24 protein-coding genes are annotated in these 26,804 nt (G+C 64.7%); 13 read left to right on the forward strand and 11 right to left on the reverse strand.

Annotated elements, in window-relative coordinates; translation table 11 throughout:
- Positions 1-77 precede the first annotated feature (77 nt).
- The 10 genes from leuS to CKO27_RS10460 all read left to right on the forward strand — a co-directional run bounded on the left by leuS (position 78) and on the right by CKO27_RS10460 (position 10,308).
- Positions 78-2,633, forward strand: coding sequence for a leucine--tRNA ligase (gene leuS / locus CKO27_RS10415; RefSeq protein ID WP_200374827.1), 2,556 nt, complete (start codon positions 78-80; stop codon positions 2,631-2,633).
- Positions 2,633-3,208, forward strand: a complete 576-nt coding sequence (locus tag CKO27_RS10420) for an LPS-assembly lipoprotein LptE (RefSeq protein WP_242470844.1) — start codon at positions 2,633-2,635, stop codon at positions 3,206-3,208. The genes leuS and CKO27_RS10420 overlap by 1 nt, the downstream gene beginning before the upstream one ends.
- Positions 3,208-4,218: a DNA polymerase III subunit delta gene (gene holA, locus CKO27_RS10425; RefSeq protein WP_200374829.1), complete on the forward strand. Its 1,011-nt coding sequence runs from the start codon at positions 3,208-3,210 to the stop codon at positions 4,216-4,218. The genes CKO27_RS10420 and holA overlap by 1 nt, the downstream gene beginning before the upstream one ends.
- 46 nt (positions 4,219-4,264) lie before the next feature.
- Positions 4,265-5,152 (forward strand): Rpn family recombination-promoting nuclease/putative transposase, encoded by an 888-nt coding sequence (locus CKO27_RS10430; protein WP_200374830.1) that lies wholly within the window; start codon positions 4,265-4,267, stop codon positions 5,150-5,152.
- 106 nt (positions 5,153-5,258) lie between these two features.
- Positions 5,259-6,533: a glutamate-5-semialdehyde dehydrogenase gene (locus tag CKO27_RS10435; RefSeq protein WP_200374831.1), complete on the forward strand. Its 1,275-nt coding sequence runs from the start codon at positions 5,259-5,261 to the stop codon at positions 6,531-6,533.
- A 165-nt stretch (positions 6,534-6,698) separates the two neighbouring features.
- The gene (locus CKO27_RS10440) at positions 6,699-8,156 is read left to right on the forward strand and encodes an NAD(P)/FAD-dependent oxidoreductase (protein WP_200374832.1); all 1,458 of its coding nucleotides are present in this window, start codon (positions 6,699-6,701) and stop codon (positions 8,154-8,156) included.
- Positions 8,157-8,200: 44 nt separating this feature from the next.
- Complete coding sequence (locus CKO27_RS10445) at positions 8,201-8,359, forward strand: hypothetical protein (RefSeq protein ID WP_200374833.1); 159 nt, start codon at positions 8,201-8,203, stop codon at positions 8,357-8,359.
- Positions 8,360-8,684: 325 nt separating this feature from the next.
- Positions 8,685-9,314: a nicotinate-nucleotide adenylyltransferase gene (nadD, locus tag CKO27_RS10450; protein ID WP_200374834.1), complete on the forward strand. Its 630-nt coding sequence runs from the start codon at positions 8,685-8,687 to the stop codon at positions 9,312-9,314.
- Positions 9,315-9,407: 93 nt separating this feature from the next.
- Entirely contained in the window at positions 9,408-9,770 is a 363-nt protein-coding gene (rsfS, locus tag CKO27_RS10455) for a ribosome silencing factor (RefSeq protein WP_200374835.1), read from the forward strand.
- A gap of 19 nt (positions 9,771-9,789) precedes the next feature.
- Complete coding sequence (locus CKO27_RS10460; protein WP_200374836.1) at positions 9,790-10,308, forward strand: dihydrofolate reductase; 519 nt, start codon at positions 9,790-9,792, stop codon at positions 10,306-10,308.
- 39 nt (positions 10,309-10,347) lie between these two features.
- On the opposite strand, the gene CKO27_RS10465 is transcribed toward CKO27_RS10460, so the two are convergent.
- Positions 10,348-11,184 carry a symmetrical bis(5'-nucleosyl)-tetraphosphatase gene (locus CKO27_RS10465; RefSeq protein ID WP_200374837.1) on the reverse strand — a complete coding sequence of 279 codons (837 nt, stop codon included), beginning with the start codon at positions 11,182-11,184 and terminating at the stop codon, positions 10,348-10,350.
- A gap of 227 nt (positions 11,185-11,411) precedes the next feature.
- Complete coding sequence (gene apaG, locus CKO27_RS10470) at positions 11,412-11,783, reverse strand: Co2+/Mg2+ efflux protein ApaG (protein ID WP_200374838.1); 372 nt, start codon at positions 11,781-11,783, stop codon at positions 11,412-11,414.
- Between the two features lie 185 nt (positions 11,784-11,968).
- Here apaG and CKO27_RS10475 point away from each other — a divergent pair, with 185 nt between their 5' ends.
- Positions 11,969-12,142 carry a hypothetical protein gene (locus CKO27_RS10475; protein WP_200374839.1) on the forward strand — a complete coding sequence of 58 codons (174 nt, stop codon included), beginning with the start codon at positions 11,969-11,971 and terminating at the stop codon, positions 12,140-12,142.
- 61 nt (positions 12,143-12,203) lie between these two features.
- Positions 12,204-13,169 (forward strand): Gfo/Idh/MocA family protein, encoded by a 966-nt coding sequence (locus tag CKO27_RS10480; RefSeq protein WP_200374840.1) that lies wholly within the window; start codon positions 12,204-12,206, stop codon positions 13,167-13,169.
- 72 nt (positions 13,170-13,241) lie between these two features.
- On the opposite strand, the gene pdxA is transcribed toward CKO27_RS10480, so the two are convergent.
- From pdxA to CKO27_RS10495, 3 genes are read right to left on the reverse strand one after another with little or no spacing between them, the layout of a single operon-like run.
- Positions 13,242-14,282 carry a 4-hydroxythreonine-4-phosphate dehydrogenase PdxA gene (gene pdxA / locus CKO27_RS10485; RefSeq protein ID WP_200374841.1) on the reverse strand — a complete coding sequence of 347 codons (1,041 nt, stop codon included), beginning with the start codon at positions 14,280-14,282 and terminating at the stop codon, positions 13,242-13,244.
- The gene (locus CKO27_RS10490; RefSeq protein WP_200374842.1) at positions 14,279-15,613 is read right to left on the reverse strand and encodes a peptidylprolyl isomerase; all 1,335 of its coding nucleotides are present in this window, start codon (positions 15,611-15,613) and stop codon (positions 14,279-14,281) included. Before CKO27_RS10490 ends, pdxA begins: the two co-directional genes overlap by 4 nt.
- A complete protein-coding gene (locus tag CKO27_RS10495; protein WP_242470845.1) occupies positions 15,594-18,149 on the reverse strand; it encodes an LPS-assembly protein LptD in 2,556 nt (851 codons plus the stop codon). The genes CKO27_RS10490 and CKO27_RS10495 overlap by 20 nt, the downstream gene beginning before the upstream one ends.
- Before the next feature lie 186 nt (positions 18,150-18,335).
- Here CKO27_RS10495 and CKO27_RS10500 point away from each other — a divergent pair, with 186 nt between their 5' ends.
- Positions 18,336-19,331, forward strand: a complete 996-nt coding sequence (locus CKO27_RS10500) for an aminoglycoside phosphotransferase family protein (RefSeq protein WP_200374844.1) — start codon at positions 18,336-18,338, stop codon at positions 19,329-19,331.
- A gap of 31 nt (positions 19,332-19,362) precedes the next feature.
- On the opposite strand, the gene CKO27_RS10505 is transcribed toward CKO27_RS10500, so the two are convergent.
- From CKO27_RS10505 to lpxA, 6 genes are all read right to left on the reverse strand, one after another.
- Positions 19,363-20,241 carry a hypothetical protein gene (locus CKO27_RS10505; RefSeq protein ID WP_200374845.1) on the reverse strand — a complete coding sequence of 293 codons (879 nt, stop codon included), beginning with the start codon at positions 20,239-20,241 and terminating at the stop codon, positions 19,363-19,365.
- Positions 20,238-22,094, reverse strand: coding sequence for a vWA domain-containing protein (locus CKO27_RS10510; protein ID WP_200374846.1), 1,857 nt, complete (start codon positions 22,092-22,094; stop codon positions 20,238-20,240). Before CKO27_RS10510 ends, CKO27_RS10505 begins: the two co-directional genes overlap by 4 nt.
- A gap of 100 nt (positions 22,095-22,194) precedes the next feature.
- On the reverse strand, positions 22,195-22,878 hold the full coding sequence (locus CKO27_RS10515) for a sensor histidine kinase (RefSeq protein WP_242470846.1): 684 nt from the start codon (positions 22,876-22,878) through the stop codon (positions 22,195-22,197).
- Positions 22,871-24,499 (reverse strand): tetratricopeptide repeat-containing response regulator, encoded by a 1,629-nt coding sequence (locus tag CKO27_RS10520; RefSeq protein WP_200374847.1) that lies wholly within the window; start codon positions 24,497-24,499, stop codon positions 22,871-22,873. The genes CKO27_RS10515 and CKO27_RS10520 overlap by 8 nt, the downstream gene beginning before the upstream one ends.
- A 32-nt stretch (positions 24,500-24,531) precedes the next feature.
- On the reverse strand, positions 24,532-25,818 hold the full coding sequence (purD, locus tag CKO27_RS10525; RefSeq protein WP_200374848.1) for a phosphoribosylamine--glycine ligase: 1,287 nt from the start codon (positions 25,816-25,818) through the stop codon (positions 24,532-24,534).
- 207 nt (positions 25,819-26,025) lie between these two features.
- Positions 26,026-26,802 (reverse strand): acyl-ACP--UDP-N-acetylglucosamine O-acyltransferase, encoded by a 777-nt coding sequence (gene lpxA / locus CKO27_RS10530; protein WP_200374849.1) that lies wholly within the window; start codon positions 26,800-26,802, stop codon positions 26,026-26,028.
- Positions 26,803-26,804 lie beyond the last annotated feature (2 nt).

A 26,804-nucleotide genomic window follows, 5' to 3' on the forward strand; every position in this document is an offset into this window, starting at 1 on the left:
GGTTAGGATAGCAAAAGCCTCTGCGGTATCCTTGCGCGATCGACATCCACCCATCCCCAGCCACGCGACCGAAATCCATGCAGACCGACTACGATCCGCGCGCCATCGAGGCCGCGGCCCAGCACTATTGGGAAGAGCACCAATCCTTCAAGGCCGTCGAGGATCCCGCCCGCGAGAAGTTCTACTGCCTGTCCATGTTTCCCTACCCCTCGGGTCGGCTGCACATGGGGCATGTCAGAAACTACACCATTGGGGACGTGATCGCGCGCTATCAGCGGATGCTGGGCAAGAACGTGCTCCAGCCCATGGGCTGGGACGCCTTCGGTCTGCCGGCGGAGAACGCGGCCATCCAGCACGGCATCCCGCCGTCGCAATGGACCAAGTCGAACATCGCCTACATGAAGGGTCAGTTGAAGCAACTCGGCTTCGGCTACGACTGGGACCGCGAGCTGGCGACCTGCGACGCCGACTACTACCGCTGGGAGCAGTGGCTCTTCACCCGGCTGGTCGAGAAGGGGTTGGCCTACCGCGCCAAGACCACGGTCAACTGGGACCCCGTCGATCAGACCGTGCTGGCGAACGAGCAGGTCATCGACGGCAAGGGCTGGCGCTCGGGCGCGCCGGTCGAGAAGCGCGAGATCGAGCAATGGCTGGTGCGCATCACCGACTACGCCCAGGAACTGCTGGACGCGCTCGACGGCCTCGACGGTTGGCCGGAGCGGGTGCGCATCATGCAGCGCAACTGGATCGGCCGCTCGGAAGGCGTCTCGATGGACTTCGGCATTGCCGGCTCGGACGAGGTGCTCGGCATCTACACCACGCGCCCCGATACCCTTATGGGCGTGACCTATGTCGCCGTCGCCGCCGAGCATCCGCTCGCGCGCCGCGCCGCCGAGGGCAACGCCGCGCTGGCGGCCTTCATCGAGGACTGCCGCAAGGGCGGAACCTCCGAGGCCGAGATCGAGACCATGGAGAAGAAGGGCCATCCGCTTGGGATCGACGCCATCCATCCGGTCACCGGCGAGCCCGTGCCGGTCTTCGCCGCCAACTTCGTGCTCATGGGCTATGGCACGGGCGCGGTCATGGCGGTGCCCGCGCACGATCAGCGCGATTGGGAGTTCGCCGAGCGCTACGGCATCCCGAAGCAGGCGGTGATTCGCTCGGCGGACGGCAGCGCCTGCGGGATCGAGGCTGCGGCCTATGTCGAGAAGGGCGTGCTCTTGAATTCCGGCCCCTTCGATGGCCTGACCTCTGCCGATGCCTTCGACGCCATCGCCTCTTGGCTGGCCGAGCATGGCAAGGGCTCCAAGACCGTCAACTTCCGGCTGCGCGACTGGGGCGTCTCACGCCAGCGTTATTGGGGTTGTCCCATTCCGGTCGTCCGCACGGCCGATGGCGGGGTGCGGCCGGAGACCGAGCTGCCGGTGCGTCTGCCCGAGGACGTGATCGTCGACGGCTCCGGCTCGCCGCTCAAGCAGATGCCGGCCTTCTCGGATCTCGGCGGCGGCGAAACGCGCGAGACCGACACCTTCGATACCTTCTTCGAGTCGAGCTGGTACTACGCCCGCTATTGCTCGGCCGACTGCGATACCGCCATGCTCGACGCGCGCGCCAAATACTGGCTGCCGGTCGACCAGTATGTCGGCGGCATTGAGCATGCGGTGCTGCACCTGCTCTATGCGCGCTTCTTCCATAAGCTGATGCGCGACGAGGGTCTGGTCGATTGCGATGAACCCTTCAAGAATCTGCTGACCCAGGGCATGGTCATCGCCGAGACCTGGTACCGCGAGGATGCCGAGGGTCGCAAGCAGTGGTTCAACCCGGCGGATGTTGAGGTCGAGCGCGACGACAAGGGCAAGGTGATCGGTGCCAGGCTTGCGAGTGACGGCCAGCCCGTCAGCTTCGGCGGCATCGAGAAGATGTCCAAGTCGAAGAACAACGGTGTGGACCCGCAGGCGCTCACCGAGCGTTACGGCGCGGATACGGTGCGGCTCTACACCATGTTCACCTCGCCGCCGGATCAGTCGCTGGAATGGAACGACGAGGGTGTCGAGGGCGCCTTTCGCTTTATCAAGCGGCTGTGGGCCTTGGCGGTTGGCGAGGCCGAGGCGATTCAGGCCGCCCCGGAGCCGGGTGTCCTGGACGAGGCCGCCCAGGACGCGCGGCGCGAGATTCATACCGCGCTCAAGAAGGCGCTCTATGACTACGAGCGCCAGCAGTTCAACACCGTGGTCTCCGGTGGCATGAGCATCGTCAATGCGCTCTATCGACTGGAGCCATCGGCCGCCCGCGCGAGCCTGGTGCGCGAGGGCGTGGGCCTGGTGCTGCGTCTGCTCGCCCCTATCGCGCCGCATGTCACCCATCATCTGTGGCGCGAACTGGGTTTTGGCGCGGACATCCTGAGCGCGACCTGGCCGAGCGTCGATGAAGAGGCACTAAGACGGGACAGTCTCGAATACGTGGTCCAGGTCAACGGCAAGGTGCGCGGGAGCGTCAAGGTGCCCACCAACGCCGATCGCGAGGCGGTCCAGGCGGCGGCGCTGGCCAACGAGCAGGTACTCAAATTCATCGGCGACAAGTCGGTACGTAAGGTGATCCTGGTGCCCAACAAGCTTGTCAACATCGTGGTCTGATGATGAGGCGCGGCACGATTCAGCACGGCATCGGCTGGGCGGGGGCCGGGGGACGGAGTCTCGTCCTGATTCCGTTGCTCGCGCTGGCCCTGTCGATGCAAAGCGGCTGCGGCTTTCGGTTGCGTGGCGGCGTCGAGATCCCGAGCGGATACCACCCGATCCATATCCAGGCCGCGGGCGGTTCGCCCGTCGGACAGGCCGTTCGGGATCTGCTCGCGGGCAGCCGGGTGGCTTTGACGACCAATCCCGCCGAGGCCAGGCTCACCCTGCGCCTCCTGTCCGAGAACCGCGCCTCGCGTGTTGCCGCCGTCGACGCCAACGGCAAGACCTTGGCCTACGAGCTGCATTATCTGGTTCGTTTCGATGCGATCGGCGCGGATGGTCAGCGACGGGTCTCCGAACAGACCATGGATCTGACCCGCACCTTCGATAATCCGGATGTCGAGGTTCTCGGCAAGCAGCTCGAACAGGAAATGATCTACGAGGATTTCGCGACCGACGCGGCCGACCGCATCCTGATGCGGCTGCGGGCGGTGTTGGTCGAACCCGACAGGTCCGATGGGTCGCCGCGCTGATGCAGGTCCGATTCAATCAACTCGGCGGTCATCTGAAATCCGGGCTGGCGCCGGTTTACCTGATCTGTGGCGATGAACCCTATCAGTTCGGCGAGGCGGCGCGCCTGGTGCGCGAGAAGGCGAGGCGCGAGGGTTTCGACGAGCGCGAGATCCTGGACGTCGATGCCCATTTCCAATGGGGTTTGCTGGCGGCGGCGGCCGATGCCATGTCGCTCTTCTCCGCCCGCAAGCTGATCGAGCTGCGGATCGGCAACGGCAAGATCGGCAAGGAGGGCAGCGAGGCCGTGCGCGCCTATTGCGAGCGTCCCTGTCCAGACAATCTGCTGCTAATCCTCGCGCCCGACATGGACCGCAAGGAGTCGCAGGCTCAGTGGGCCAAGACCGTAGACTCGATCGGGGGGGTCGTGCAGGTTTGGCCCCTGAAGGAGCGCGAGTTGGAAGCCTGGCTCGGGCAGCGGCTCCAGGCGGCCGGATTCCAAGCGGGTCAGGGCGTGGCCGCCTTGTTGGCCGAACGCGCCGAGGGCAATCTGCTGGCGGCGGCGCAGGAGATCGAGAAACTGCGTCTGCTCCATCCACCTGGCCCGCTGGAATTGGACGATCTGCTGGGCAATCTGGCCGACAGCGCCCGCTTCGATCTCTTCGCCTTGACCGACGCGGCGCTCTCGGGCGACCGGGCTCGGGCGCAACGGGTTCTGTCCGTTCTGCGCGGAGAAGGAACCGCCGACGTGCTGGTGCTCTGGATCCTCGCGCGCGAGCTGCGGATGCTGGCCGAGGCCGCCGGGGCGCTCGCGCGGCGGAACTCTCCGGCGTCCGTCTACGCCGCGCATCGTGTCCATCGGATGCGTCAGGAGACCATCGAGCGCGCGCTGCGGCGCCTCTCGACCGCGCGGCTCCAGGAACTGTTGCAGCGATGCGCCAAGGTCGATCGATCCATCAAGGGGCTGGCCCCCGGCGATTCCTGGCACCAACTGGCCGTCATCGCGGATGGTCTCTGCGGTGTCCGCGACTAACCGGGGCCATGGTGCCGAGGCGGGATAAGATCGCTACACTGACGCCATGCGCCACCCCATCGACCCCAAGATCGACTGCGTCTTCAAGGCCCTGCTCGGCGCCAGGCGCAACCGTCGGCTGCTGATCCATTTTCTCAACGCCATCCTGGGCGCGGACCTGCCGGCGCCGCTCGTGCGTGTCGATATCATCGACCCCAACAATGAGCGTGAGTCCATCGACGATAAGCTCAGCGTCGTCGACGTCAAGGCGCGCGACGCCCAGGGGCGGCTCTACCAGATCGAGATCCAGTTACTGAACCATCCGGACCTGCCGGCGCGTATTCTCTATGGCTGGGCGGATCTCTACAGTTCGCAATTGCAAAGGGGCGAACGCTACGCCCGACTCAGGCCGACCTATTCCATCTGGCTGCTGGGCCAAACCCTGAGGTCCGGCGTGACGGAGTGCGTGCATCGCTTCCGCCTGCGCGACGAACAGGGTCGCGGGCTGCTCGATCATGGCGGAATCTGGCTGCTGGAGCTGAGTAAATTCGCCACCGAAGTGGTCGAAACCGAGCAAGACCGTTGGCTGAAATTCTTCACCGAGGGCGAGCGGCTCGACGACGAGCACCTGCCTGTCTGGATGCACACCGAGGAGATGCGCCAAGCCATGAGCACACTGAAAGCCTTTTCGGAAAAACAGCGCGCCTATTACGCCTATCAGGCGCGGCAGAATTACCTGCGCGTGCAGCATAGCTATCAAGATCACATGGACGCCTTGCGCGAAGAGGCCGAGCAGGCGCGCGCCGAGGTCGACCAGGCGCGCACCGAGGCCGATCAGGTCCGCGCCGAGGCCGACCGGGCGCATGCCGAGGCCGAGCAGGCGCGCGCGGCGGAAGCACAGGCCAATGCCGAGATCGAGCGTCTTAAACGTCTGCTCGAAGACAAGGCCGACTGATGGATCGGATCCGCTTGGCCGCCTTCCAGCTCTTTCCGCCGAGCGCACTCGCACGACGCCTCAAAACCACCACCCAGTTTCGTTTAGACTCGACAGGTTTCTCTAGATGACCGACGCACGGATTGACGACATAGCCGCTTATATGCGGGATCTCGGACGGCGCACTCGCCTGGCCTCCCGCGCCATGGCGCGGGCCAGCACGGGGGAAAAGAACGCGGCCCTGCTGGCCATCGCGGACGGTCTCGACCAGGGGCGCGCGATGATCGCGGAGGCCAATCGTCTGGATCTGGAGGCCGGCGCGGCCAAGGGGTTGGACGCGGCCCTGTTGGATCGGCTCGAACTCACGCCCGCGCGCATCGACGCCATGATCGAGGGCGTGCGTCAGGTCGCCGCCTTGCCCGATCCGGTCGGGGCCATCACGGATCTGAACTATCGCCCGACCGGGATCCAGGTCGGTCGGATGCGTGTGCCGCTGGGCGTGGTCGGGATCATCTATGAGTCGCGTCCGAACGTGACCGCCGATGCCGCCGCGCTCTGTCTCAAATCCGGCAATGCCACGGTGCTGCGCGGCGGCTCGGAGTCTTTCGCGTCCAACCAGGCGATCGCGCGCTGCATCCAGGAGGGTCTGGCCCGCGCGGGTCTGCCCGAGGACGGGGTTCAGGTCGTGGCCACGACGGACCGCGCCGCGGTCGGGGCCATGATCACCATGCCGGAAGCGATCGACGTCATCATCCCGCGCGGCGGCAAGAGCCTGATCGAGCGGATCAGCCGCGAGGCGCGGGTTCCGGTCATCAAGCATCTGGATGGCATCTGTCATGTGTACATCGACGCGGGGGCCGATCTGGACAAGGCGTTCACGATCGCGATCAACGCCAAGACCCAGCGCTACGGAACCTGCAATACCATGGAGACCCTGCTGGTCGACGCGCCGGTCGCCGAGGCGATCCTGCCCAGGCTGGCCGTCGCCTACGGCGAGAAAGGGGTCGAACTGCGCGGCTGTCCGCGCACCTGTGACATCCTCTCCGCGGCCGTGCCGGCGACCGACGAGGATTGGGATACGGAATATCTGGCCCCGATTCTCTCGATCCGGGTCGTCGATGGCCTGGACGCGGCCATGGATCACATCGCGCGTCACGGCTCGGCCCACACCGACGCCATCGTCACCGAGGACTATACAAAGGCCGGACGTTTCCTCAGGGAAGTGGATTCGAGCTCGGTCATGGTGAATGCCTCGACCCGCTTCGCCGATGGTTTCGAGTATGGATTGGGCGCGGAGATCGGCATCAGCACCGACAAATTCCACGCTCGGGGGCCGGTGGGACTGGAGGGACTGACCTCGGTGAAGTTCATCGTTCTCGGTCACGGCGAGACGAGGGGCTGAGGCGAGCGTGCCGCTGTCCGCCGTCGCGAACGGCGAGGTCAAGCGGGTTCTCGACAATCCTCCCGCGTGCTGCTAAGAATGGCCCACCGGGGCGATTCAAGTCGTTGTTCGACTGAGTCGCCGTTGATGGCTGCTGAAGATTAAATCTCAAACCTGGAGTTTTCCATGGCGCGTATCGTGATTCTTGGAGCCGGTATTTCCGGGCACACCGTGGCCAGATACCTGGGCAAGTGGGTCGGCAAGAAACATCAGGTGATCGTGATCTCGCCCAACGCCAAGTGGAATTGGGTGCCGTCGAACATCTGGGTCGGCGTCGGCCAGATGACCGAGCGGCAGGTCACCTTCGAACTGGCCCCCATCTACAAGAAGATCAATGTGGCCTTCCATCAGGCCATGGCCGTGTCGATCAACCCAGAGGGCGGCGCCGATCACGATAAACCGTTCGTGACCGTCGAATACACGGATCCCAAGCGCGCGGGCCAGACCGAGGCCATCGAATACGATTATCTCGTCAACGCGACCGGCCCCAAGCTGAATTTCGGCGCGACGCCTGGACTCGGCCCGGAACATGGGTACACCACCTCGGTCTGCACCCCCGGCCATGCGCTGGAGGCCAATGAGCAGTTGCAGAAATGTATCGAGGAGATGAAGAAGGGCGCGCGCAAGACCTTCGTCGTCGGCACTGGGCATGGCATGTGTACCTGCCAGGGCGCGGCCTTCGAGTATATCTACAACGTCGATCACGCCGTGCGCGAGGCCGGGGTGCGCGACAAGGCCCGCCTGGTCTGGATCAGCAACGAGTTCGAGCTGGGCGATTTCGGCATGGGCGGCGTCCATATCACCCGCGGCGGTTATGTGACCAACGGCAAGGTCTTCGCCGAGTCCCTGATGGTCGAGCGTGGCATGGAGTGGATCACGCGCGCCCATGTCAGCAAGGTCGAACCCGGCAAGATCCATTACGAGCTGCTGGACGGCAGCACCCACGAGCTGGAATTCGATTTCTCCATGCTGATCCCGCCGTTCGCGGGGGTGGGTCTCAAGGCTTACGACAAGGCTGGCGCGGACATTTCCGATCAGCTCTTCGCCCCCAACGGCTTCATGAAGGTCGATGCGGACTACAACCCAAAGCCCTTCGAGGACTGGGACAAGCATGATTGGCCCAAGACCTACCAGACGCCGAAATACAAGAACATCTTCGCCGTCGGCATCGCCTTCGCTCCGCCACACCCGATCAGCAAGGTGATGAAGAGCCCCAGCGGCACTCAGATCAGCCCGACGCCGCCGCGCACCGGGATGCCCTCCGCCACCATCGGCAAGGCCGTGGCCGGGAGTATCCGCGACATGCTCGAGGGCGCCGCAGGGCCGACGCACACCGCCTCGATGGCCGAGATGGGCGCCGCCTGCGTCGCCTCCACCGGGTCGGACATCTTCAAGGGCACGGCCGCCACCATGACGGTCTTTCCGGTCGTGCCCGATTACGAAACCTATCCCGAGTATGGCCGGGACATGGATCTGACCTTCGGTGAGATCGGTCTGGCCGGACACTGGATGAAGTACATCCTGCATCACGTCTTCATCTATCAGGCCAAGCTTCGGCCCGGCTGGTCCATCCTTCCGGATTGACGCGGTTCAGTCACTCAATCACTCAATCAGCGAGGCACGGACAGATGGCCGTCAAGAATAAAGAGCCCTATCAACAGGCGTACTATCCCCCGGTCCCGACCGGCTTCACCCGCTACATGCGTCGATCCATTCCCTGGCAATTCATCCGTTTCTGGATCATCAACCTGAAGATCCTCAAACTCTTGATCAAGTCGCATAACTGAGGTTGGCTCCATCATCGTCCAGGGGACTCGACGCGACAGGGACGCTCCGGCGTCGAGCCCCCTCGGCTGGCTCCAGGGCCGGGATGGGGACAAGCGCAAGGGATTCTGCTAACGTTCGGCGCATCCCTGATTCACCTTCCGCGACGGACAAGGAGACCTTGCCTAGGCCCGTTCCCCCGATGAGGCGCCAAGCGACTATCCCCTCGGTGTCACGCCGAGCCTTCGGTTGGCTCCCGATCGCTGGTCTCGGCGCGTTCGACCCAGGGCGGAGGATCGCTCCGGCGAATCGATCGACCCGCGCCTGCGGCTATCCGTTCAGGTTCCGATGATCGGCCTCCTCGGCGGCACCTTCGATCCCATCCACTTCGGACACCTGCGTCCGGCCCTGGATTGCCTCCAGGGGTTGGGGTTGGATCATGTGCGCTTCATTCCGCTCAATGTGGCGGTGCATCGTCCTCGACCCATGGCCTCGTCCGCCCTACGGTTGGCGATGCTGGAGGCGGCGGTCGCGGATCAGCCCGGATTCGTGGTGGATAGACGGGAGCTGAATCGCGGCGGCGGCTCCTACACCTTCGATACCCTGACCTCGCTGAGGAGCGAATTCGGCGTCGACCGTCCATTCTGTCTCTTGATCGGGGGCGATGCCTTCGCGGGGTTCCTGGACTGGTACCGGCCGCTGGAGATTCTCGAACTGGCGCACATCGTGGTCATGCGCCGCCCTGGTCATGATCCGGTGGCGAGTCCGGAATTGCGTCAGCTCTATCTGGAACACGCCTGCGATGATCCCGGCTCGCTGGCGCGGCGGCCGGGGGGGCGTATCCTGTTTCAGTCCGTGACCCAGATGGATATCTCCGCGACCCGGATCCGGGAACTGGCACGCCTCGGATTGAGTCCCCGTTATCTGTTGCCGGAGGCGGTCCTCGGGATGATCGAGCGCGAGGGCCTTTATCGGTGAGGGATCTTCCGCGCCGCAGAAGGGTCCGCCAGATCATTTCACAAATCGACGGGCGCCCCAGGCGCCCCTAATCCCTGATGTAGAGGAGAACGCATGCAGCTTGAGCAACTTCGGCAACTGGTGCTCGACACCCTGGACGACATGAAGGCCCGCGATATCCAGATCATGGACGTGCGCGGCAAGACCGCCGTGACCGATTTCATGGTCGTCGCTTCAGGTACCTCGGATCGGCATGTCAAGGCCATCGCGGAGACCGTCGCCTTCCGCTCGAAGGAGGCGGGGGAGACGCCGCTCGGGACCGAGGGGGTCACGGAGGGCGAATGGGCCTTGGTCGATCTCAATGGCGTGGTGGTCCACGTCATGCTCCCGAAGGTGCGGGATTTCTATAATCTGGAGCGTCTCTGGTCCGCGCCGGTGCCGGACCTCTCCCCGAAGGTGGTCTCCGGTTCGGCCTGATCCGGGATTGGACGCGATCATGGAATCCGATGCGGTACTCGTGACCGTTCCGACCCTGTCGTTGGTGGCGGCGGTGGCCGAGAATGGCGTGATCGGGCGCGACAGGGCGCTGCCATGGCGGTTACCGGCGGATCTGGCCCACTTCAAGCGCTTGACCCTGGACAAGCCCATCCTCATGGGTCGCAAGACCTGGGAATCGCTCCCAGGTTTACTTCCGAGGCGACGCCATCTCATCCTCACGCGCGATCCTGACTATCGCGCCGATGGCGCCCAGGTCTTTCCCTCCCTAGCGGCGGCCATCGCCGCCATGGCGGGCGAGTCGGAGCTGATGGTCGTGGGAGGCGCCGCGTTGTATGAGCGGACGCTGCCAGCGGCCAACCGCTTGTATCTCACCCTGGTGCACGCGGCTGTCGAGGGAGACGTTCGGTTTCCGCGCTGGGATCCGGCCGGATGGCGCGAGGCGAGCCGTGTAGAGCGTTCCGCCGACGCTCTGAATGCCTTCGACATGACCTTTCTGGAACTGCATCGGATCGCTTGAGCCATGCTCGCCGCACGGCGGATGCGCGGCCCCTCGAAATCACTCCTGCCCAGGCGTCAGATAACCCGCGCAATCCACTTGGACGGGGCGCATGGGATCCTCATCCAGTCGCAACGCGGTCAGGGATCCGCCCCACAGACAGCCGCTGTCGACCGCCCAGACGTTGTCGCCCTGCCAGTAACCCAGGGTCGACCAGTGTCCGAAGACGATGCGGTCCCGGCGCGTGCGTCTGCCTGGCATCCGGAACCAGGGAAGCCGCCCAGGGGCCTGGCTACCGATCTCGCCCTTTTCCTTCAGGGCCAGGGTTCCGTCCGGCTCGCAGAAACGCAGTCGGGTCAGGCTGTTGGTGATGAAACGCAGTCGCTCCATGCCGCTCAGATCAGGCGACCAGCGGCCCGGCTTGTTGCCGTACATCTCGCTCAGAAACGCCGGGTGCTCATCGCCCTGGAGGGCGGCCTCGAGTTCGGCCGCGCAAGCGCGAGCCTCGGTCAGATCCCACTCGGGCGGCAGGCCGGCGTGAATGAGCGTCAAGGCAAGGCCGGCGTCATGATGCAGCAGCGGGCGATGCCGCAGCCAATGCAGGAGCTCATCGCGATCGGGAGCCCGCAGCACCGCCTCCAGGGTGCTCTTCTTCGCATGCTTGGGATTACCGGCCGCCAGCGCGAGCAGATGCAGGTCATGATTGCCCAGCACGATGATCGCGGCATCACCCAAATCGCGCACGAAGCGCAGGACCGCCAGCGATTCCGGTCCGCGATTCACCAGGTCGCCCACGAACCAGAGACGATCCGTCGCGGGATCGAAAGCGATCCGTTCGAGCAGCCGCCTCAATTCGGCATAACAGCCCTGGATATCTCCGACGGCGTAAGTGGACATGGGCGGGTCTGGATCTCGGCGGTTGAATATGGCGGCCGCTGGACGCCTGCGGCGCCAGGGATCGGCCCGGAAAGAGCCGCCAGCGTCCAGCCTCCAGCTATTGGGAATCGGCCACTTAGCCATTGACCGAGACCGGCCGAGGCTCACCCATTGGGTGAAGCCCGCAAGAAGTGAACACCTCAGCCATGCAAAGGCTGGAGGCTGGTCGCTGGCGGCTCTTTCCTGGCTCAGTGGATCCGGGTCGAGGTCAGTGAAAAGACCGGGATCCTGGCGGCGAATCGGGTTCCATCGTCGCCCATCATCCCATAGGTGCCATGCATGCTGCCCAAGGGTGTCGCGAGGACCGCGCCACTCGTGTACCGGAAGGACTCGCCGGGTCGCAGGTGTGGCTGTTCGCCCACGACGCCCTGACCATGGACTTCCTGGACCTGACCATCGGCGTCCGTGATGATCCAGTGTCGATCGAGCAGGCGGGCGGGCTTGTTCCCCCGGTTCTCGATGGTGATGGTGTAGGCGAAGACATAGCGCTGCGCCTCGGGGGCGGATTGATCGGGTTGATACTGGCTCAGGGCCGAAATCTCGATGCTGTAGTCGTTCATTAGGCGTCTCCGTGGCGGAAAGGCTTCGGATGCTCGAATGATATACCCGCGCGCGCCATCCCGAGCCGCGATCCTTGCTCTCGATCCAGTCTTGATTCCGATCCACTTGGATTGATCCGATGGCTTGTAGTGTTTCCAAATAGTTATAGAATGTTGTTTAAGACTCACAAAAGCCAGAGACAGGCATGTTGATTTCCAGTAAACCCCGTCGTCGCGGTCCAGACCCACTCATCCTGTTGATGGTCTTTGTTGTCGTGGGCCTGTGCGCGACGATCAGTTATCAGGTCGTCGTCTATTCCGACGCCAGCCAGTCCAGGCTCGTGCGGCAGGCGCCTCCCGAGGTCGATGTCGGTGGCTGATTTACCATGATGTCTCCTATTCGCCCCTCGCCGCCGATCGCCCGCCGCCTGGATTCTCACGATGTCTGTTGATATCGCTGGCGGCGGACTCCGGGTGGCCGTGATCGGTGTCGGTTATCTGGGGCGATTCCATGCGCTTATCTACTCGCGGATGCCGGAGGTCGAACTCGTCGGTGTCCTGGATGCCGATCCGGAGCGCGCGCACGCCGTCGCGGCCGAGGCGGGATGCGCGGTTCTTCCGGATATCGACGCCGTGCTCGGCTGGGTGGACGCCGTCAGCGTCGTGGTACCCACGACCGCGCACCTGACGGCGGCCGAGCCGTTTCTGTCGCGGGGAATTCATGTCCTCCTCGAGAAGCCCATCGCGGCGACTCGGGCGGAAGGCGCCGAGATCGTGCGACTGGCCCAGGCACATGGGGCCATTCTCCAGATCGGTCATGTCGAGCGCTTCAACGCGGGCGTCATGGCGCTGGCCAGGCGCATCCGTTCCCCGCTCTATCTGGAGGCGCAGCGCATGGGCGGCTTCGTCGAGCGGGCGACGGATGTCGATGTGGTGTCGGACCTCATGATCCACGACATCGACATCATTCTCTCGCTGGTGGACGCCGAGATCCGTCACATCTCCGCCGTCGGCGCCTCGATCCTGACCGAACATGTGGATATCGCCAATGCCCGGCTGGAGTTCGCCAATGGCGCCGTCGCCAACGTGGTCGCCAGTCGCGTCTCGGACCAGACGACCCGTCGTATTCGCGTCTTTCAGCCGGGGATGTATCTCTCGCTGGATTTCGTCAAGCAGACCATCGATCTCGCCGAGCCGCGCCTGGTCGATGGGGCGGCGCGACCGGGGATCACGCGCGAGCGGATCCAGGTGGATCCCATCAAGCCGCTGGATCTCGAGCTCGCGGAGTTCGCGCGTGCGATACGCGAGGGCACGCCCCCGCTCGTCGACGGTCGCATCGGGCTGAAGGCGCTGGAAGTGGCGCTGGAGGTCCGCGACCGGATCGCGGAGTCGGGCGTGCGGTCGTGAGGATCCTTCGATTCGAGTCAGGGATCGGGCGCCGACCGCCGGCGCATTCGGAGGCCCCCGTTTGCGTCGGGTCTATGTCCTGGTTTCGCGCGGTCCGCTGCCGGCCGAGCGCGCCATGTCGGCCGCGACTCGTATGGCCACTCGCAGGCTGCCTAGATCCGCTCGATCGGTCCCGGCCAGATCCAGCGCCGTGCCATGATCCACCGAGGTTCGGATGATGGGCAGGCCGAGCGTGATGTTCACCGCTTGTCCGAATCCCAGGTGCTTGAGCACGGGCAGACCCTGATCGTGATACATGGCGAGCACCGCGTCCGCGCCCGCCAGGCGCTCGGGCACGAAGGCGGTATCCGCCGGCAGCGGGCCGATCAGGTTCCAGCCCAAGGCCCGCAGATCCCGCAGCACGGGCTCCATGATCTCGATCTCCTCCCGTCCCAGGTGCCCACCCTCGCCGGCGTGTGGATTCAATCCACAGACCAGGATCCGGGGCCGTTCGATCCCGAAGCGTTCGACGAGATCCCGATGCAGGATGCCGATGACCCGCGTGAGCAACTCGCGCGTGATGGCCGCGCCGACCTTCGCGAGTGGCAGATGGGTGGTGGCCAGCGCGACCCGCAGACCGGGCGTGGCCAGCATCATCACGGGATCGGCGCCACAGCGTTCGGCCAGAAATTCGGTATGTCCGGTGAAGAGGATGCCGGCCTCATTGATGACGCCCTTGTGAACCGGCCCCGTGACCAGGGCCTCGAAGGTGCGGTTCAGGCAGCCGTCGCATGCCACGGCCAGCGTGTTCAGGACGTAGGCGGCATTGCGAGGGTCGAGCCGTCCGGGCGTCGCGGGCTGCGCGAGCGCCAGGGGTAGCACGGCGAGCTGTCCCGGCGGGGATGGGGTGGGGGGCTGTTCCGGGTCGAAGGCATGGATCGCGAGCCCCAGGCCGAGCCGCTCGGCCCGCTCGGCGAGCAGATCCGGATCGGCGACCGCGACCAGGTGAACATCGACCTCCTGACAGGCGAGCCGAACGATCAGGTCGGGGCCGATGCCGGCCGGCTCGCCTGGCGTGACCGCCAGACGCGGTGTCCGCGCGCCTCTCCCGGAGGCCGATGTCGGTTGGCTCATGATTCCTGATCGAGGCGAACCTCGACATAGGCCTCGTCCCTGAGCTGTCTCAGCCATTCCTCGGTCGCTTCCTCGCCCTTGCGTCGTTGCAGTGCCTCGCGCGCCTTGATCCGCAGCACATCCTCGCTGCTGTTCTGGCTGCGGCGTTCCTCGACCTTCACAATGTGCCAGCCGAAGGGGCTCTTGAAGGGTTCGCTTACCCCATTGACCGGGAGCGCGTTCATCGCTTCCTCGAAATCGCCCACGGTGTCGCCTGGGCCGACCCAGCCAAGCTCGCCACCCTTGAGCGCCGAGCCGGTATCGTCGGAATTCGCCCTGGCCAGGGTCGCGAAGTCGTCGCCGCCGACGATGCGCTCGCGCAACTGGGAGAGCCGCCGCCTGGCGTCATCGTCGGAGACGATCTCGTTGGTGCGGACCAGGATGTGCCTGGCTCGGGTCTGGGTGACCTCCTTCGGGGTCGCCGCCTTGATTTCGCTCATCCGGATGATGTGGAAACCGCTCGAATTGCCGATCGGATCGCTGATCTCGCCCTCGGCCAGGCTGTAGGCCAGATCGGCGGCCAGGCTGGGCACGGCGCCCATCTCGAACCAGCCGAGATCGCCCCCTTCGAGCGCATTGCGCCCGTCGGACTCGCGCACCGCCGTTTCGGCGAAATCGGCACCGCCCCTCAGCTTGACGACCAGCCGCTTGGCCTTGTCCTCGGCGGCCTTGATCTGGTCCGGGGTCGCGTTCTCCGGCAGGGCGATCAAGATGTGCTGTAGACGCACCTGCTCGCGCTCGATCAGCCGACTGGATTCCTTCGCCAGAAAGCGGTCGATCTCGGGGTCGGTCACCTGGATCTTCTTGACGACCTCCTGGCTCTGGAGACGACTGGTCAGAATCTGGGAGCGCGTATCCTCGCGGAAATCCTCGAAACGGATTCCGCCGGCCTCCAGGGTCGCCTTCAGCTCATCGAGCGAGAGCCCGTTACGGCCGGCGATGTTGGTCAGCGCCTCGGTGAGGGCGGCGTCGTCCACGGTGATCCCGAGATCCTTCGCGCGCTGCTGCTGGAGGCGTTTGAGGATGAGCCGGTCGAGCACCTGCTTCTCAAGCTGGGAACGGGGCGGAACGGGTGTGCCCCGCTGGTTCATCTGCGGAATGACCAGATCGATTTCCTTCTCGAGTTCGCTCTGGACCACGACATCGTCGTTCACCACGGCGATGATGGCATCCAGTGCCTGGTTGGCGCCCAAGGCGCCCCCCGCGCCGGTCGCCAGGAGCAGAATGGCGGCCCAACGGGGCCAGTGACTCGCGATCCGCGAGCGCGGGTGGCTATTCGGACTGGTATCCATAGATTCCTCGTTCCAGGAGCCTGTCGATCTGGTTGCCAAAGGAACCCAGACCGGCCAACTCCAGTTGTAACATCACGCTGGTACTGGCGGGATCGTTCGCGCTGCGTTTCAGATGCTGACCCAGGACGCGCAGCCGCCAGCAGCATCGGCCGAACTCGACCCCCGCGAAGGCCTCGACGGTCTCGTCATTGAGCATCGAATAGAGCCAGCGGCCAACCACCCGGACCCGCGAGCCCAGGGGCATTTGAAAGGAGAGATCCGTATCCTCGTACTCCTCGGATTCCTGGTTGCCCAGGTTATAGCGGTAGGCGAGATTGATCAGGCGCTCGCTGTCCGGCGCGTATCTGAGCTGGAGTACCTGTTTCTCCCAGGGTTGCTCGGTCTCGTTCGGATTCCACTGGAGGCTCGCCTGCGCGGTCCAATCCGTGTGCAATCTCGCGGCGAGTTCACCGGCGACGGATGAGCCGCTGTCATCCTCCACGTAATCGTCGGTGAGCTGAACCCGCCGTTTGTCGAAGTAATACACCTGACCGAGGCTGGCGCGAAACAGTTCCTCACCGGCCCGGTTGTCGATGGTGCGCGAGGTCAGCCCAAGGGTGAGACGGTTCTCGTCGCCCACGCGGTCGTAGCCCGTGAAGCGGTTGGACCGGAACAGACTCGCGAAGCTGAAGTCGAGCGCGGTGGTATCGAATCGCGGATTGTCCGACTGATCCTGATAGGAGGTCAGCACGTAATAGAGTCGCGGCTCCAGCGTCTGAAGCGCGGAGGTTCCAAGCCAGTTGGTGTCGCGCTCAAGGATGAGCTTGCCATCCAGATCGAGACTCGGGATCACATGGGTCGGCTGCGTGGACGCGCCCTCGGTCTGATCGACGAGGTCGTATTGGGTGTAAAACAGTCGCGCGCGCGGGATGAGATGGCCGAAGCCCCTGCGAACCGGCAGGCGCAGCGAGGGGATCGCGACCAGCCGACTGCCGTGGACGGCGGCATTGTGATCGAAATAATCGTACTGGCTCTCGAAGCTGTATTCGACGAGCTGGTTCCAGGTGGCCGGCGCGATCGCCAACTCGATGTGAGGCAATTGTCCATAGGGCCGGTTGGCGGGCGCGATGCTCGTGTCCACCGTTTGGAACTGCTGGAACCGGCCGAGCATCCGCCACCCATCGCCAGCGTAATTGACGTCGGCACGCTGGCTCAGATTGCGCACGCTGGTGACATCGAGCCGGTTGCCGAAATCCCCGAGGTAGCGGTCGTCCGAGACCGAGGCATAGTCGATCGATGAGGACCAGCGCGCGCCCAGGTTTCCGTATTGCTTCATCCGCAACGCCCCGCGCAGCCCTTCGTCCTCGTCCTTCTGATCGCTTGGGAGGATCTCGCCATCGATCTCGAAACGCTGAAAGCTCGCGAGATGCCGAAACTGGGCGCCCAGCATCAAGCCCCGCGCGCTCATGAGGCGCGGGGTCAGGGTCGCGTCCATGTTGGGGGCGATATTCCAGTAGTAGGGGAGACTGATGTCGGTGCCGGTTTCCTCGGAGGAGCCGAAGGTGGGGATCAGCAGTCCGCTGCGGCGGCGTCCATCGATCGGGAATCGCAGATAGGGGCTGTAGAGCACCGGAATATCCAGGATGCGCAGACGCGCGTCGCGCGCCACGCCGATGCCGCTGTTCTGATCCAGTTCGAGATCGCTGGCCTTGATGGACCAATCGGAACCGCCTGGCGGACAGGTCGTATAAAGAACGTCGCGATAACGGCTGCGTTGCTCATCGAGCATCCAGGCCCGATCGGCCGCGCCGCGCAGGTTGGCGTTGCCGGACAGGCGATAACCCGCCTTGTCGATGCGTCCTTGCTTGGTCTCCAGGTTGTATTCGGCGGCATCGCCGGTCAGTCGCAGCCCTGGATAGTCCAGATAGACTTGACCGCTCGCCTTCACCTCGCCAGTCCCGCGGTCGTAGCTCGAACGCTCCGCCTCGATGCGGCGGTCGTTCTGAAGGATCTCGATGTCGCCCCGCAATTGGATCAGATCCTGGTTACGATCATAGTCGACGAGATCGGCCGTGATATCGACCGGCGTCTGGCTGTCGTCGCGCAATGCGCTCATCGGATCGAGGTCGGTGACGCCGGGCCGCGGGCCGCAATAATCCCAAGTCAGATCCTGGTGCAGACGCGGATCCTCGGAGCGGTGCTCGAGTGATTCCAGTGGGGTTTGCTGAAGCTCGCCCGGGCGGGTTTCCTCCGGCCAGGCGAGCGGGGCGGCGAGAGAGCCCTGGCGTTCCAGCGTCTTGAAGACCGGGTCTGGGTGGCGCGGTTGGATGGGATCGAGCGGCTCCAGGGTCGCGCGGTCAGTCTCGGAGGTGGTCGGCGCGAAGGTTCCGCTCCGCTCCGGTCGCGACGCCTCCGGGGACTTGCTCCGTGCTTCCTCGCGGGTCGGCTGGGCGGCCTCGCGCGCGGCGGATCCTGGCTCCTCGGCAAGGCCCGTGGCCGACGCGACCAGGGTCACGAGCAGCGCGGCCGCGCCTGCGCTCTGTTTGAAGTCGGCCATGGTCGGCATCCGTCGGGCGGGCTGGTTAGCGAATCATTGGACGGGTTGGGTTTAACCTGCAACCATGTCACATCCAGGCCGGGCCATCAATCGCCGATGGGGCCGGCCGGCTGTCCTCGGGTCCGTCGCGCTCGGGGCTTTTCACGGGTCGTTCGATGGCCAATGTGGCTGGGTGACATGGGGTGAATGGGTGTGTCGGATCGAAACGAATCATTACAGGCCTGGTTGATCGCTGTGCTCGGCTCCGAGCGTTTCGCGCTGGAACCGGCCTCCTCGGACGCGAGTTTCCGTCGTTATTGGCGGGTCATCCAGGATGGGTCGACCTGGATCGCGATGGACGCGCCCCCGGAGGTCGAGGACTGTGGCCGTTATGTCGATCTCGCGCGCCGGTTTCGGGCCATCGGCATCAACACCCCGGAGATCCACGCCGAGGACCGCGCCCAGGGTTTCCTGCTGATCTCGGATCTGGGAGACCGGGTCTATCTCGGGGAGCTTGAGGACGCGAATGCCGATCGGCTCTATGGCGATGCCCTCGGCGCCCTCGCGACCATTCAGGCCCGTGGGCCGCTCGATGGTCTGCCTGTCTATGATGCCCCGTTCCTGCGGCGGGAATTGGGGCTGTTCAGCGAATGGCTGCTGGAGGGACACCTGGGTCTGCGGCTCGACGCCGGCGAGAGCGGGATGCTCGAACGTGTCCACGAATGTCTGATCGACAGCGCGCTGGAGCAGCCGCGGGTCTGCGTCCATCGCGATTATCACTCGCGTAACCTGATGCTAACCGAGGCCGGCAACCCCGGCGTGCTCGACTTTCAGGACGCGGTCGTCGGACCTCTGACCTACGATCTGGTTTCGCTCCTACGCGATTGTTATATCGCCTGGCCCCTGGAGCGGGTCCGTGACTGGGCACTGGGTTACCTCCAGTTGGCCCTTCAGTCGGGCATCCTGCGGGAGGAGGATCCAGAGCGTTTTCTGCGCTGGTTCGACCTCATGGGCCTGCAACGTCACCTCAAGGCTTGCGGAATCTTTGCCCGGTTGAACATCCGCGACGGCAAGGCCCAGTATCTCGACGACATCCCAAGAACCCTGGGCTATGTCCTGGAAGTGGCCGATCGCTACCCGGAACTCGTCGAATTCGCGACCTTTCTGCGTCGACGGGTGCTGCCCGAACTATCGGCCGGGTAGCGAGGGTCCGGGCGGTCCGGCGCGGGATTCGCTAGCCCTTGTCCGATGGATCCCCGAACAGGTCGGCGAGTCCTTCCAACTCCTCGCGGGCGAGGGCGTCATCAATGTCCTTCTGGCTGGGCGCGTCCTTACCCTTGCTCGGTTCGGCTGGAGATGGATCGCCTGGCGAGGGCATCAAAGACTCCAGCAAGTCATCGATGCTGCCTGGATCGAGCGGCTCCTCCATTGGCTCTGGCTCTGGCTCGGGTTCGGGCTTGGCGGCGGCCTCCAGGCTATCGGCTTCCGGCGCCTTGGTTTCGAACGGCTGGATGTCGAAATCGGCCTCGTCCATGTCGAAAGCCAGAGGATCGACCGCTTGGATGGGCTCGGGCTCGCTGACCGGCACTTGTGGCTCGGGCTGACTTGGCTCGCTCTTCTTGAAGGCCGCCATGTACTCGTCCATCAATTGCTCAAGCGTGTTCTTGGTATTGTCCAACTCGGCGGCGAGTTGGACCTTCTCGTTCTCGAGACTTTTCACCTCGCTGGCGTGGATCATGCCGGTTGGTGTCATATGGGTCCAGGGCGTGAGCACCTTGGCCAACTCGTCGGGGATTTCCTGCAGCTTGGTCCCGTCGCGGTTCAGGTAAAGGCTGAGCATGGCGCTGTAGAAGGCCTTTTCGCGCGCCACGTACTCGTCGACCTTGGCCGCCAGGTCATCGCCTTCCAGCCGGTAGGTGGTCTCGAACAGATTCGCCAGGGCATCGCGTCGCGAGACCTCGGTGTTTTCCAGATGTTCCAGAACGGCGCCTGCGTGGGCCTGATCGGTGTGGACCAGGCTGCGTTGGCGCCGCAGCATCACGAAGAGGATGCCCCAGGCGAGGAGGGCGAATTCAACGGCCAGGATGAGACCGCCAAGCTCGAGTGTGCTCATGCGCGTTTCCTCTTGGCCGACTTGTCCTTGGCGGCCGTTTTCCTGGCCGGCTTTTTCGGTGCGGCCTCCTCGGTTTCCGTGGGTCGTCGCATGAACCACCAGGTCAGACCCAACATCAGCCCCAGAAAGGCGTTACCTCCCATCAGATAGCCGCCGAGCCCGAGCCAGGAGACCGCGGCCTTGTCCGAGGTGTCCGTCTGGTCCTGTCCGTCGGCTGTTTCCGGCCGAGCGAAATCGAAGCTTACGACTCCTGGCTCCGGCTGGACCTCGATGGGCTCATTGGTCAGGGTTCGGGCCATGAACCGACCCTTGATCCGATACTCGCCGGGAATCCGGACGGGGATCTTGACGCCGAGTGGGAGGCGGTTGCCCTTCGGGATATCGACCACCTCGCTGAAGTCTTCGGGACCCTCGACCAGCAGATAGCCGAACAGGCTCGCCGGGTCGATCAGATCGGGTTCGGCGCTCAGGGTCAGCAGGATGGCGGGGTGCGGATCCGCGTCCGTCAGGGGAAAGGCCTCGTAGCGGATGGCGAGCGGCGCCCCCGTGACCTTGAAGCGCTTGATGATCTGGCGCTTGAAGGTACCGCCATCCATGAGGATTTCCAGTTGATAGAGGCCCGAGCCCAGGGCCTGGGTGTCCAGATTCATCCCAAAGCGCCCGCTCTTGGGGTCGCGCTCCATCGGTTGCTCGCGCGGTGGCTTGAGGCTGGCGGCGACCTCGTCCGGAGGCGGCGGCTGTCCTTCCTCCCTGGGCAGCGTCGCGCTCTCCGACAGGCTGGTGATGATCGTCTTCACTGTGATCAGTCGCAGCAGATCGTCCCGAGTCACCGGTTGCTTGTGGTCGGTGAGCCAGGTCTCGATCCTTGGGTTTTCGCCCAGAGCGAGCGCGTTTGGCAGGGAACTGGCGTCGATGCCCAGATCGGTGACCACCACCACCCGGTTGTCCGGATCCTGCACGCCCTCGAGTCGCCAAGCCCCCGGCTTTGGGTGGCTCAGGGTGACCAGGTCATAGCCGGCCTCGGAGCGCCAGAGCGCCCCCGGCGGAACCTGGTCGGCCGCGATCACCTGTCCGTCGGGGTCCGTCAGTCGGGTTTTCGCGCCCTCCGCCCGGAACGCGAGCAGGGTGAACTCGCTGACCTGGTCGTCGATCTCGAAGCGATTGCCTTTGAGTGGAACGGTCGTTGGGGCGGCGGTCTGCTCCAGCATGCGCAGAAAGACACGCTGCAAGGCGTCGGCATCCTTCGCGGTCTCCAGCCAGCCGCCGGTCTGGGTGGCCAGCAGGCGCATCAGATCCATGTCGACCTGATCCGACAGGGCGATCGCATGCACCTTGATGTTCGAGGACTTGAGCCGCTCGAGCTGCTCGGAGAGGATGCGCTCGCGCGAGGCCGCGCTTTTCCCGGCCTCCTTGGAGACGTCCACGAGCCCATCGGTGAAGAGGACGAGATGGCGCTCGGTATCGGGTTTGGCCTCGCCCCAACCCTCGGTCGCGGCCTGGATCGCCTGCTCGATGTCGGTGAAGAGTCCGCGGGAGTGGATGCGGTCCAGCCTTGAGCGGGTTCTGTTCTTCCAGGCCTTGTCGACCGGACCCGGCGGCGTGAGCACCTCGACCTTCTCGGCGAAAAGCCAGACGCCCGCCGAGGCGCCCGCCGGCAGCAGTTCGTTGACCAGTCGTAACGCGGGTACCCGGAGGTTCGCCGGGTCGGTCTGGCGCATGCTGCCCGAGACATCGATCAGGAGACGCACATCCGGGGTCGCGGCCCGCGCGACCTGGAGGGGTATCAGCCAGGCCAGGATGAACAGGAGTCCGAGGGACTGGGCGAGCCGGAGCTTGAGTTGTCGTGGTGTCATGGCGTGGATGACGGCCGGCGACGGGAATACTTGAGTCCCGACAAATCGCGGACGATCATCGCGGACGCCACGCCCCTGGGCGCCTGGGATCGGACCTGGGTCAGGGCAGCCATAGCTCGAAACAGCCTCCTTCGAGATGATGGCCGTTCCTCAAGCGGATGCGCCCGGTCTTGTCTCCGTTGCGATGTAACTGGGCGATGCGGGTCGCGAAATAGAGTCCCAGTTGGGTGCGGCCGGAATTGAGCTCGTCGCGTGGCTCACCGGGTGGCGGATCGAGCAGGCCGGTCAGGGCCGCCGGGAAGCCGGAACCGTCGTCCTCGACCCGGATGACCAGAAAGCCATCCTCGCGCGAGGCATTGAGTTCGATGCGCCGCCTGGCGTAGCGTCTGGCGTTGCCGATGGTGCTGTCGAGCACGCCTCGGATCAGTTCGGCGTCGAAATAGCCGTCCAGGCTCGGGTCGCAGTGGTGGCTCAGTTCCAGGTCGAGCGCCTTGCATACGGACTGGCTGTTGGCGACGACCTCCTCGAGAAAATCATCGAGGTTGTTGTCGGTCACGCGCACCGTCAATTGCTCGTGGCCGAGCTTGTAGAGCGTCAGGAGCTGGATGAGATTGCTGTTGGCGCGCTGCACCTCATGCTGCAGCAGGCTGGCCTGGCGCGGATCGGCGAGATGATTGTCCGGATTGACGATCAGGTCGTCGAGGCTGCTCAGGATCAAACCGAGCGAATTCTTGATGTCGTGGATCGAGGACGCGAGGATGTCGGAAAAATCCATGTTATCCATCGGTTCTCCCCTTGGTGGCGAGTTGGCGTAAACGTGCGATCACGTCGGCCAGGCGCCAGTCATTGGGCGCGAGGCTCTGGACACGATCCACATAGCGGCGCACGGTCTGGATTTCCCCGCTGGTCGCGCCCTGTTTGTCCATCTTCATGATGATGGCCTTGGCCGCGTTGAGATTGATGGTGCGGTTGCCCGGCATCTCCTCGGCGGCCTCGCTCAGGAGCCGGATGGCGGCGTCGAACTCACCTTGCTTGATCAGGCGCACGCCCTCGTTGTTGGTCTTGACCAGGCCGCGCTGGATTTCGCGAATCGCCGTTTCGGCGTCGTATTCCAGGCTTGCCTCGCGGCATAGCTGCACGATCTCCGTCAGGATCTCCTCTTCGTCGTGGTTGTTGGCGATGGCCTGGTGAAGCAGCTTGGCCGCCTTCTCCTGCTCGCCCAGACGGGCGTAGGTTCTGGCCATCTCCATGGCGTGGCTGGAGGATAGCGAGAACTCGCTGAGTTGGGCCAGGCTTTGCTCGGCCTCGCTCAAAGCCGCCAGGGCGCCCGCCTTGTCGCCCTGATGGCTCTTGACGAGGGCGCTGGTGCTGGCGGCATAGAAGGCGGCCTCGCGCTGTTCCGGAAAGGCCCTGGCGATCTCACCGACGACCTTCAGGGCCTCGGCGTGCTTGTTGTTCGCCGATTTGCTTTTGGCCAGTCCAGCAAAGAGTGACGGGTGGTTGAGCACCGAGTGTTTCGCCAGGTTGACCGCGCGATCGTAGGCCGTCTCGGCGATCTCGTGGTGGCCATTGCTCGACGCCATGTCACCCAGTGTCTGTTGCCGCTTGATTCCGCGTGGCGAGAGGGCGACGGCCGTACGCAGCGTCTCCTCGGCCTCCTCGAACCGATTTTGGGCGGTTTGGGCCTTGGCCAGCCAGTCATAGGCCGTGATCAGGTTCGGATCCTGTTCGATCAGCTGAGCAAAGATGTCCTGGGCCTTGTCGAATTGCTTCTTCAGCAGGAGGATGCGGCCGATTCCGAGTCGTGCCCAGGGCACCTCACGGACCCCGAGCACCTGTTCCAGGATCACCGTGGCCTCGTCCAGGCGATTGGCGGTGAGACAGATCTCGGCCTTCAGCTTGAGCAGCTCGGCAAGATTCTTCGGTTTGGTGGCGATCAGGATATCCAGCGCCTGGAGGGCCGCCGAATAGTTCTTGGCCATCAGCGCCTGGTTCACCTGGGTCAGATGGGCCTTGCGCTCGAAGAGCTTGCCGAGACGGGTCCGCAGCAGATCCTTGGTGAAAGGCTTGGCCAGATAGCTGTCGGGCGCGTACTCGACCGCGCCCATCACCATCTCGCGGGTATTTTCCGCCGTGATCATGATGAAGATGCTGTCGACGCCGATGAGCGAACTGTAACGCGCCTCCTCGAGCACCTGCTGGCCATCCTTGCCGGGGCCTAGGTTGTAGTCGCAGAGCACCACGTCATAGCGTTTGTTCTGCATCTGGGTGATGGCCTCCTTGCCGTTCCTGGCCTGGTCGATGCGCGTGACGCCGAGTGAAATCAGGATGCCCTTGATCGCCGCGCGCATGTCGGCGAAGTCATCGATCACCAGGTAGCTTTTGGTCGAAAAGTCGTCCGCCATCTCGTTGTGCTCCCGGACCCAGGATTACCCCATCATGCCAGCTCGCGCGCGATGGCACGGTGACCGATGTCGCGTCGGTGGAAACAACCGTCCCACCGGAGGCGGTCCACCGCCTGGTAGGCGAGGCGCTGGGCATCCGAAACGCGCTCGCCCAGCGCGGTCACGCAGAGGACGCGCCCACCGCTGGTCAGGATGCGCTCGCCCGCGCGGGTGGTTCCGGCGTGGAAGACCTTGGCCTCGTCGGCTGGCACGTTCTCCAGTCCGCTGATCGCATGGCCGGTCGCATAGTCATCGGGATAGCCACCGGCGGCCATGACCACGCCCAGCGCGGTGCGCGGATCCCAGTCGGCCGACACGGCGTCGAGCCGGCCATCGATGGCGGCCAGACAGAGCGCGACCAGATCCGAGCGCAACCGCATCAGGAGCGGCTGGGTCTCCGGGTCGCCGAGCCGGCAGTTGAATTCGAGCACCCTGGGTGTGCCGTCGGCGGCGATCATGAGCCCCGCGTAGAGAAAGCCCACATAGGGCAATCCCTCGGCGGCGAGCCCGGCGACCGTGGGCTCCATCACCTCGCGCATGATGCGCTCGTGAATCTCGGCTGTCACGATCGGGGCTGGGGAGTAGGCACCCATGCCGCCCGTGTTGGGGCCGCGATCGCCGTCGTCGCGCGCCTTGTGATCCTGCGAGGAGGCCAGCGGGAGGATATGCCGGCCATCCACCATGGCGATGAAGCTCGTCTCCTCGCCGGTCAGGAATTCCTCGATGACGACCCGCGCGCCCGCCTCGCCGAAGCGCCCGACGCTCAGCATGTCGCGCACCGCCCGCTCGGCCGTGTCCAGATCCTCGGCCAGGATCACGCCCTTGCCGGCGGCGAGTCCGTCGGCCTTGACCACCACCGGGGCGCCGACCCGACGCAGGTAGTCCAGGGCCGGCTCCAATTCGGTGAAGACGCCATAGGCGGCGGTCGGGATGCCGTGACGGTCGAGGAAGTCCTTGGCGAAGGACTTGGAGCCCTCCAGTTGGGCCGCCGCCTGGCGCGGCCCGAAGCAGGGCAGACCGGCGGCCGCGAAGGCGTCGACCAGGCCGGCCACGAGCGGCACCTCGGGCCCCACGATGGTCAGGCCGATGGTCTCGCGGGTCGCGAAGGCGACCAGTCCAGCGATATCGTCGGCCGCGATCGCAACGTTCTCCACCCCAGGCTCGCCGGCGGTCCCGCCATTGCCCGGCGCGACGAATACCTGCTTCGCCAGGGGTGATTGAACGGCCTTCCAGGCGAGTGCGTGCTCACGTCCGCCACCGCCGATGATCAAGATTTTCATGTCTGTCTCCACGAATAAGTCTCCCGCTCCATGCGTCAATGGACCGGGTTCGCTGGGTTTTCGGGATTGATGGGATTCTCCGTGGTCGATGACGAACGGGCTTCCAACCCCAGAGGGCCACGCACGGGGAGCGGGAGGGTGGGCGCATCCCTTGGGCGCGCGCTCCGATTCCGCTCATTGGCCAAGCCGGGAGCCTCTGGTCAAAAGCTAGGCGTGAGAAAGGATGCCGCGCCGGCTCGACTGGATGAACTGAACGATGCGGGTGGTTTCGGGACCGGGGTATTCCTGCTCGGCGCGTACCAGGGCCTCGGCCAGACGCAGGCCGGATCGCAACACCAGGCGGTAGACATGCTTGATCCGTCCGCGCTGCTCGGGGGTGAAGCCGTTGCGTCGAAGTCCGACCACATTCAGCCCGAGCAGACGGGCACGATGGCCATCGGCGAGGGCATAGGGCGGCACGTCCTGGGGGACGCCGCTGACGCCTCCGACCATGACGTAGGCACCGATGCGGCAGAATTGATGAACGGCCACCTGTCCGGACAGGAAGCAATGATCCTCGACCTCCACATGACCCGCGAGAGTCGCCGAATTGGCCAGGATGTTGTGGTCGCCGATGAGACAGTCATGACCCGCGTGGGCGTAGGCCATCCAATAATTGTGACTGCCGATGCGCGTGCCTGTCTCGGATTTGAGACCGCAACTGATGTTGACGCCTTCCTTGAAGTGATTGTGGTCGCCGATGACGAGCGGTTTCGCCCGCTCCGGGGTGAAGCTCAGATCCTGTGGCTCGGAGCCCAGGGTCACGCCATGGCAGACGCGATTGTGTGCCCCCAGGCGGGTTTGGCCGAAGATGCGCGCGCCGCTTTCGATCCGGCAGCCCTCGCCGATGATGGCCCCGGACTCGATGATCGAGTAGGGGCCGACGCTCACAGAGTCGTGCAACTGGGCGCCATTCTCGACGATGGCGGTCGGATGGATACGCATGG

It is taken from the genome of Thiocystis violacea, from assembly GCF_016583575.1.
GTDB classification, from domain to species: domain Bacteria; phylum Pseudomonadota; class Gammaproteobacteria; order Chromatiales; family Chromatiaceae; genus Thiocystis; species Thiocystis violacea.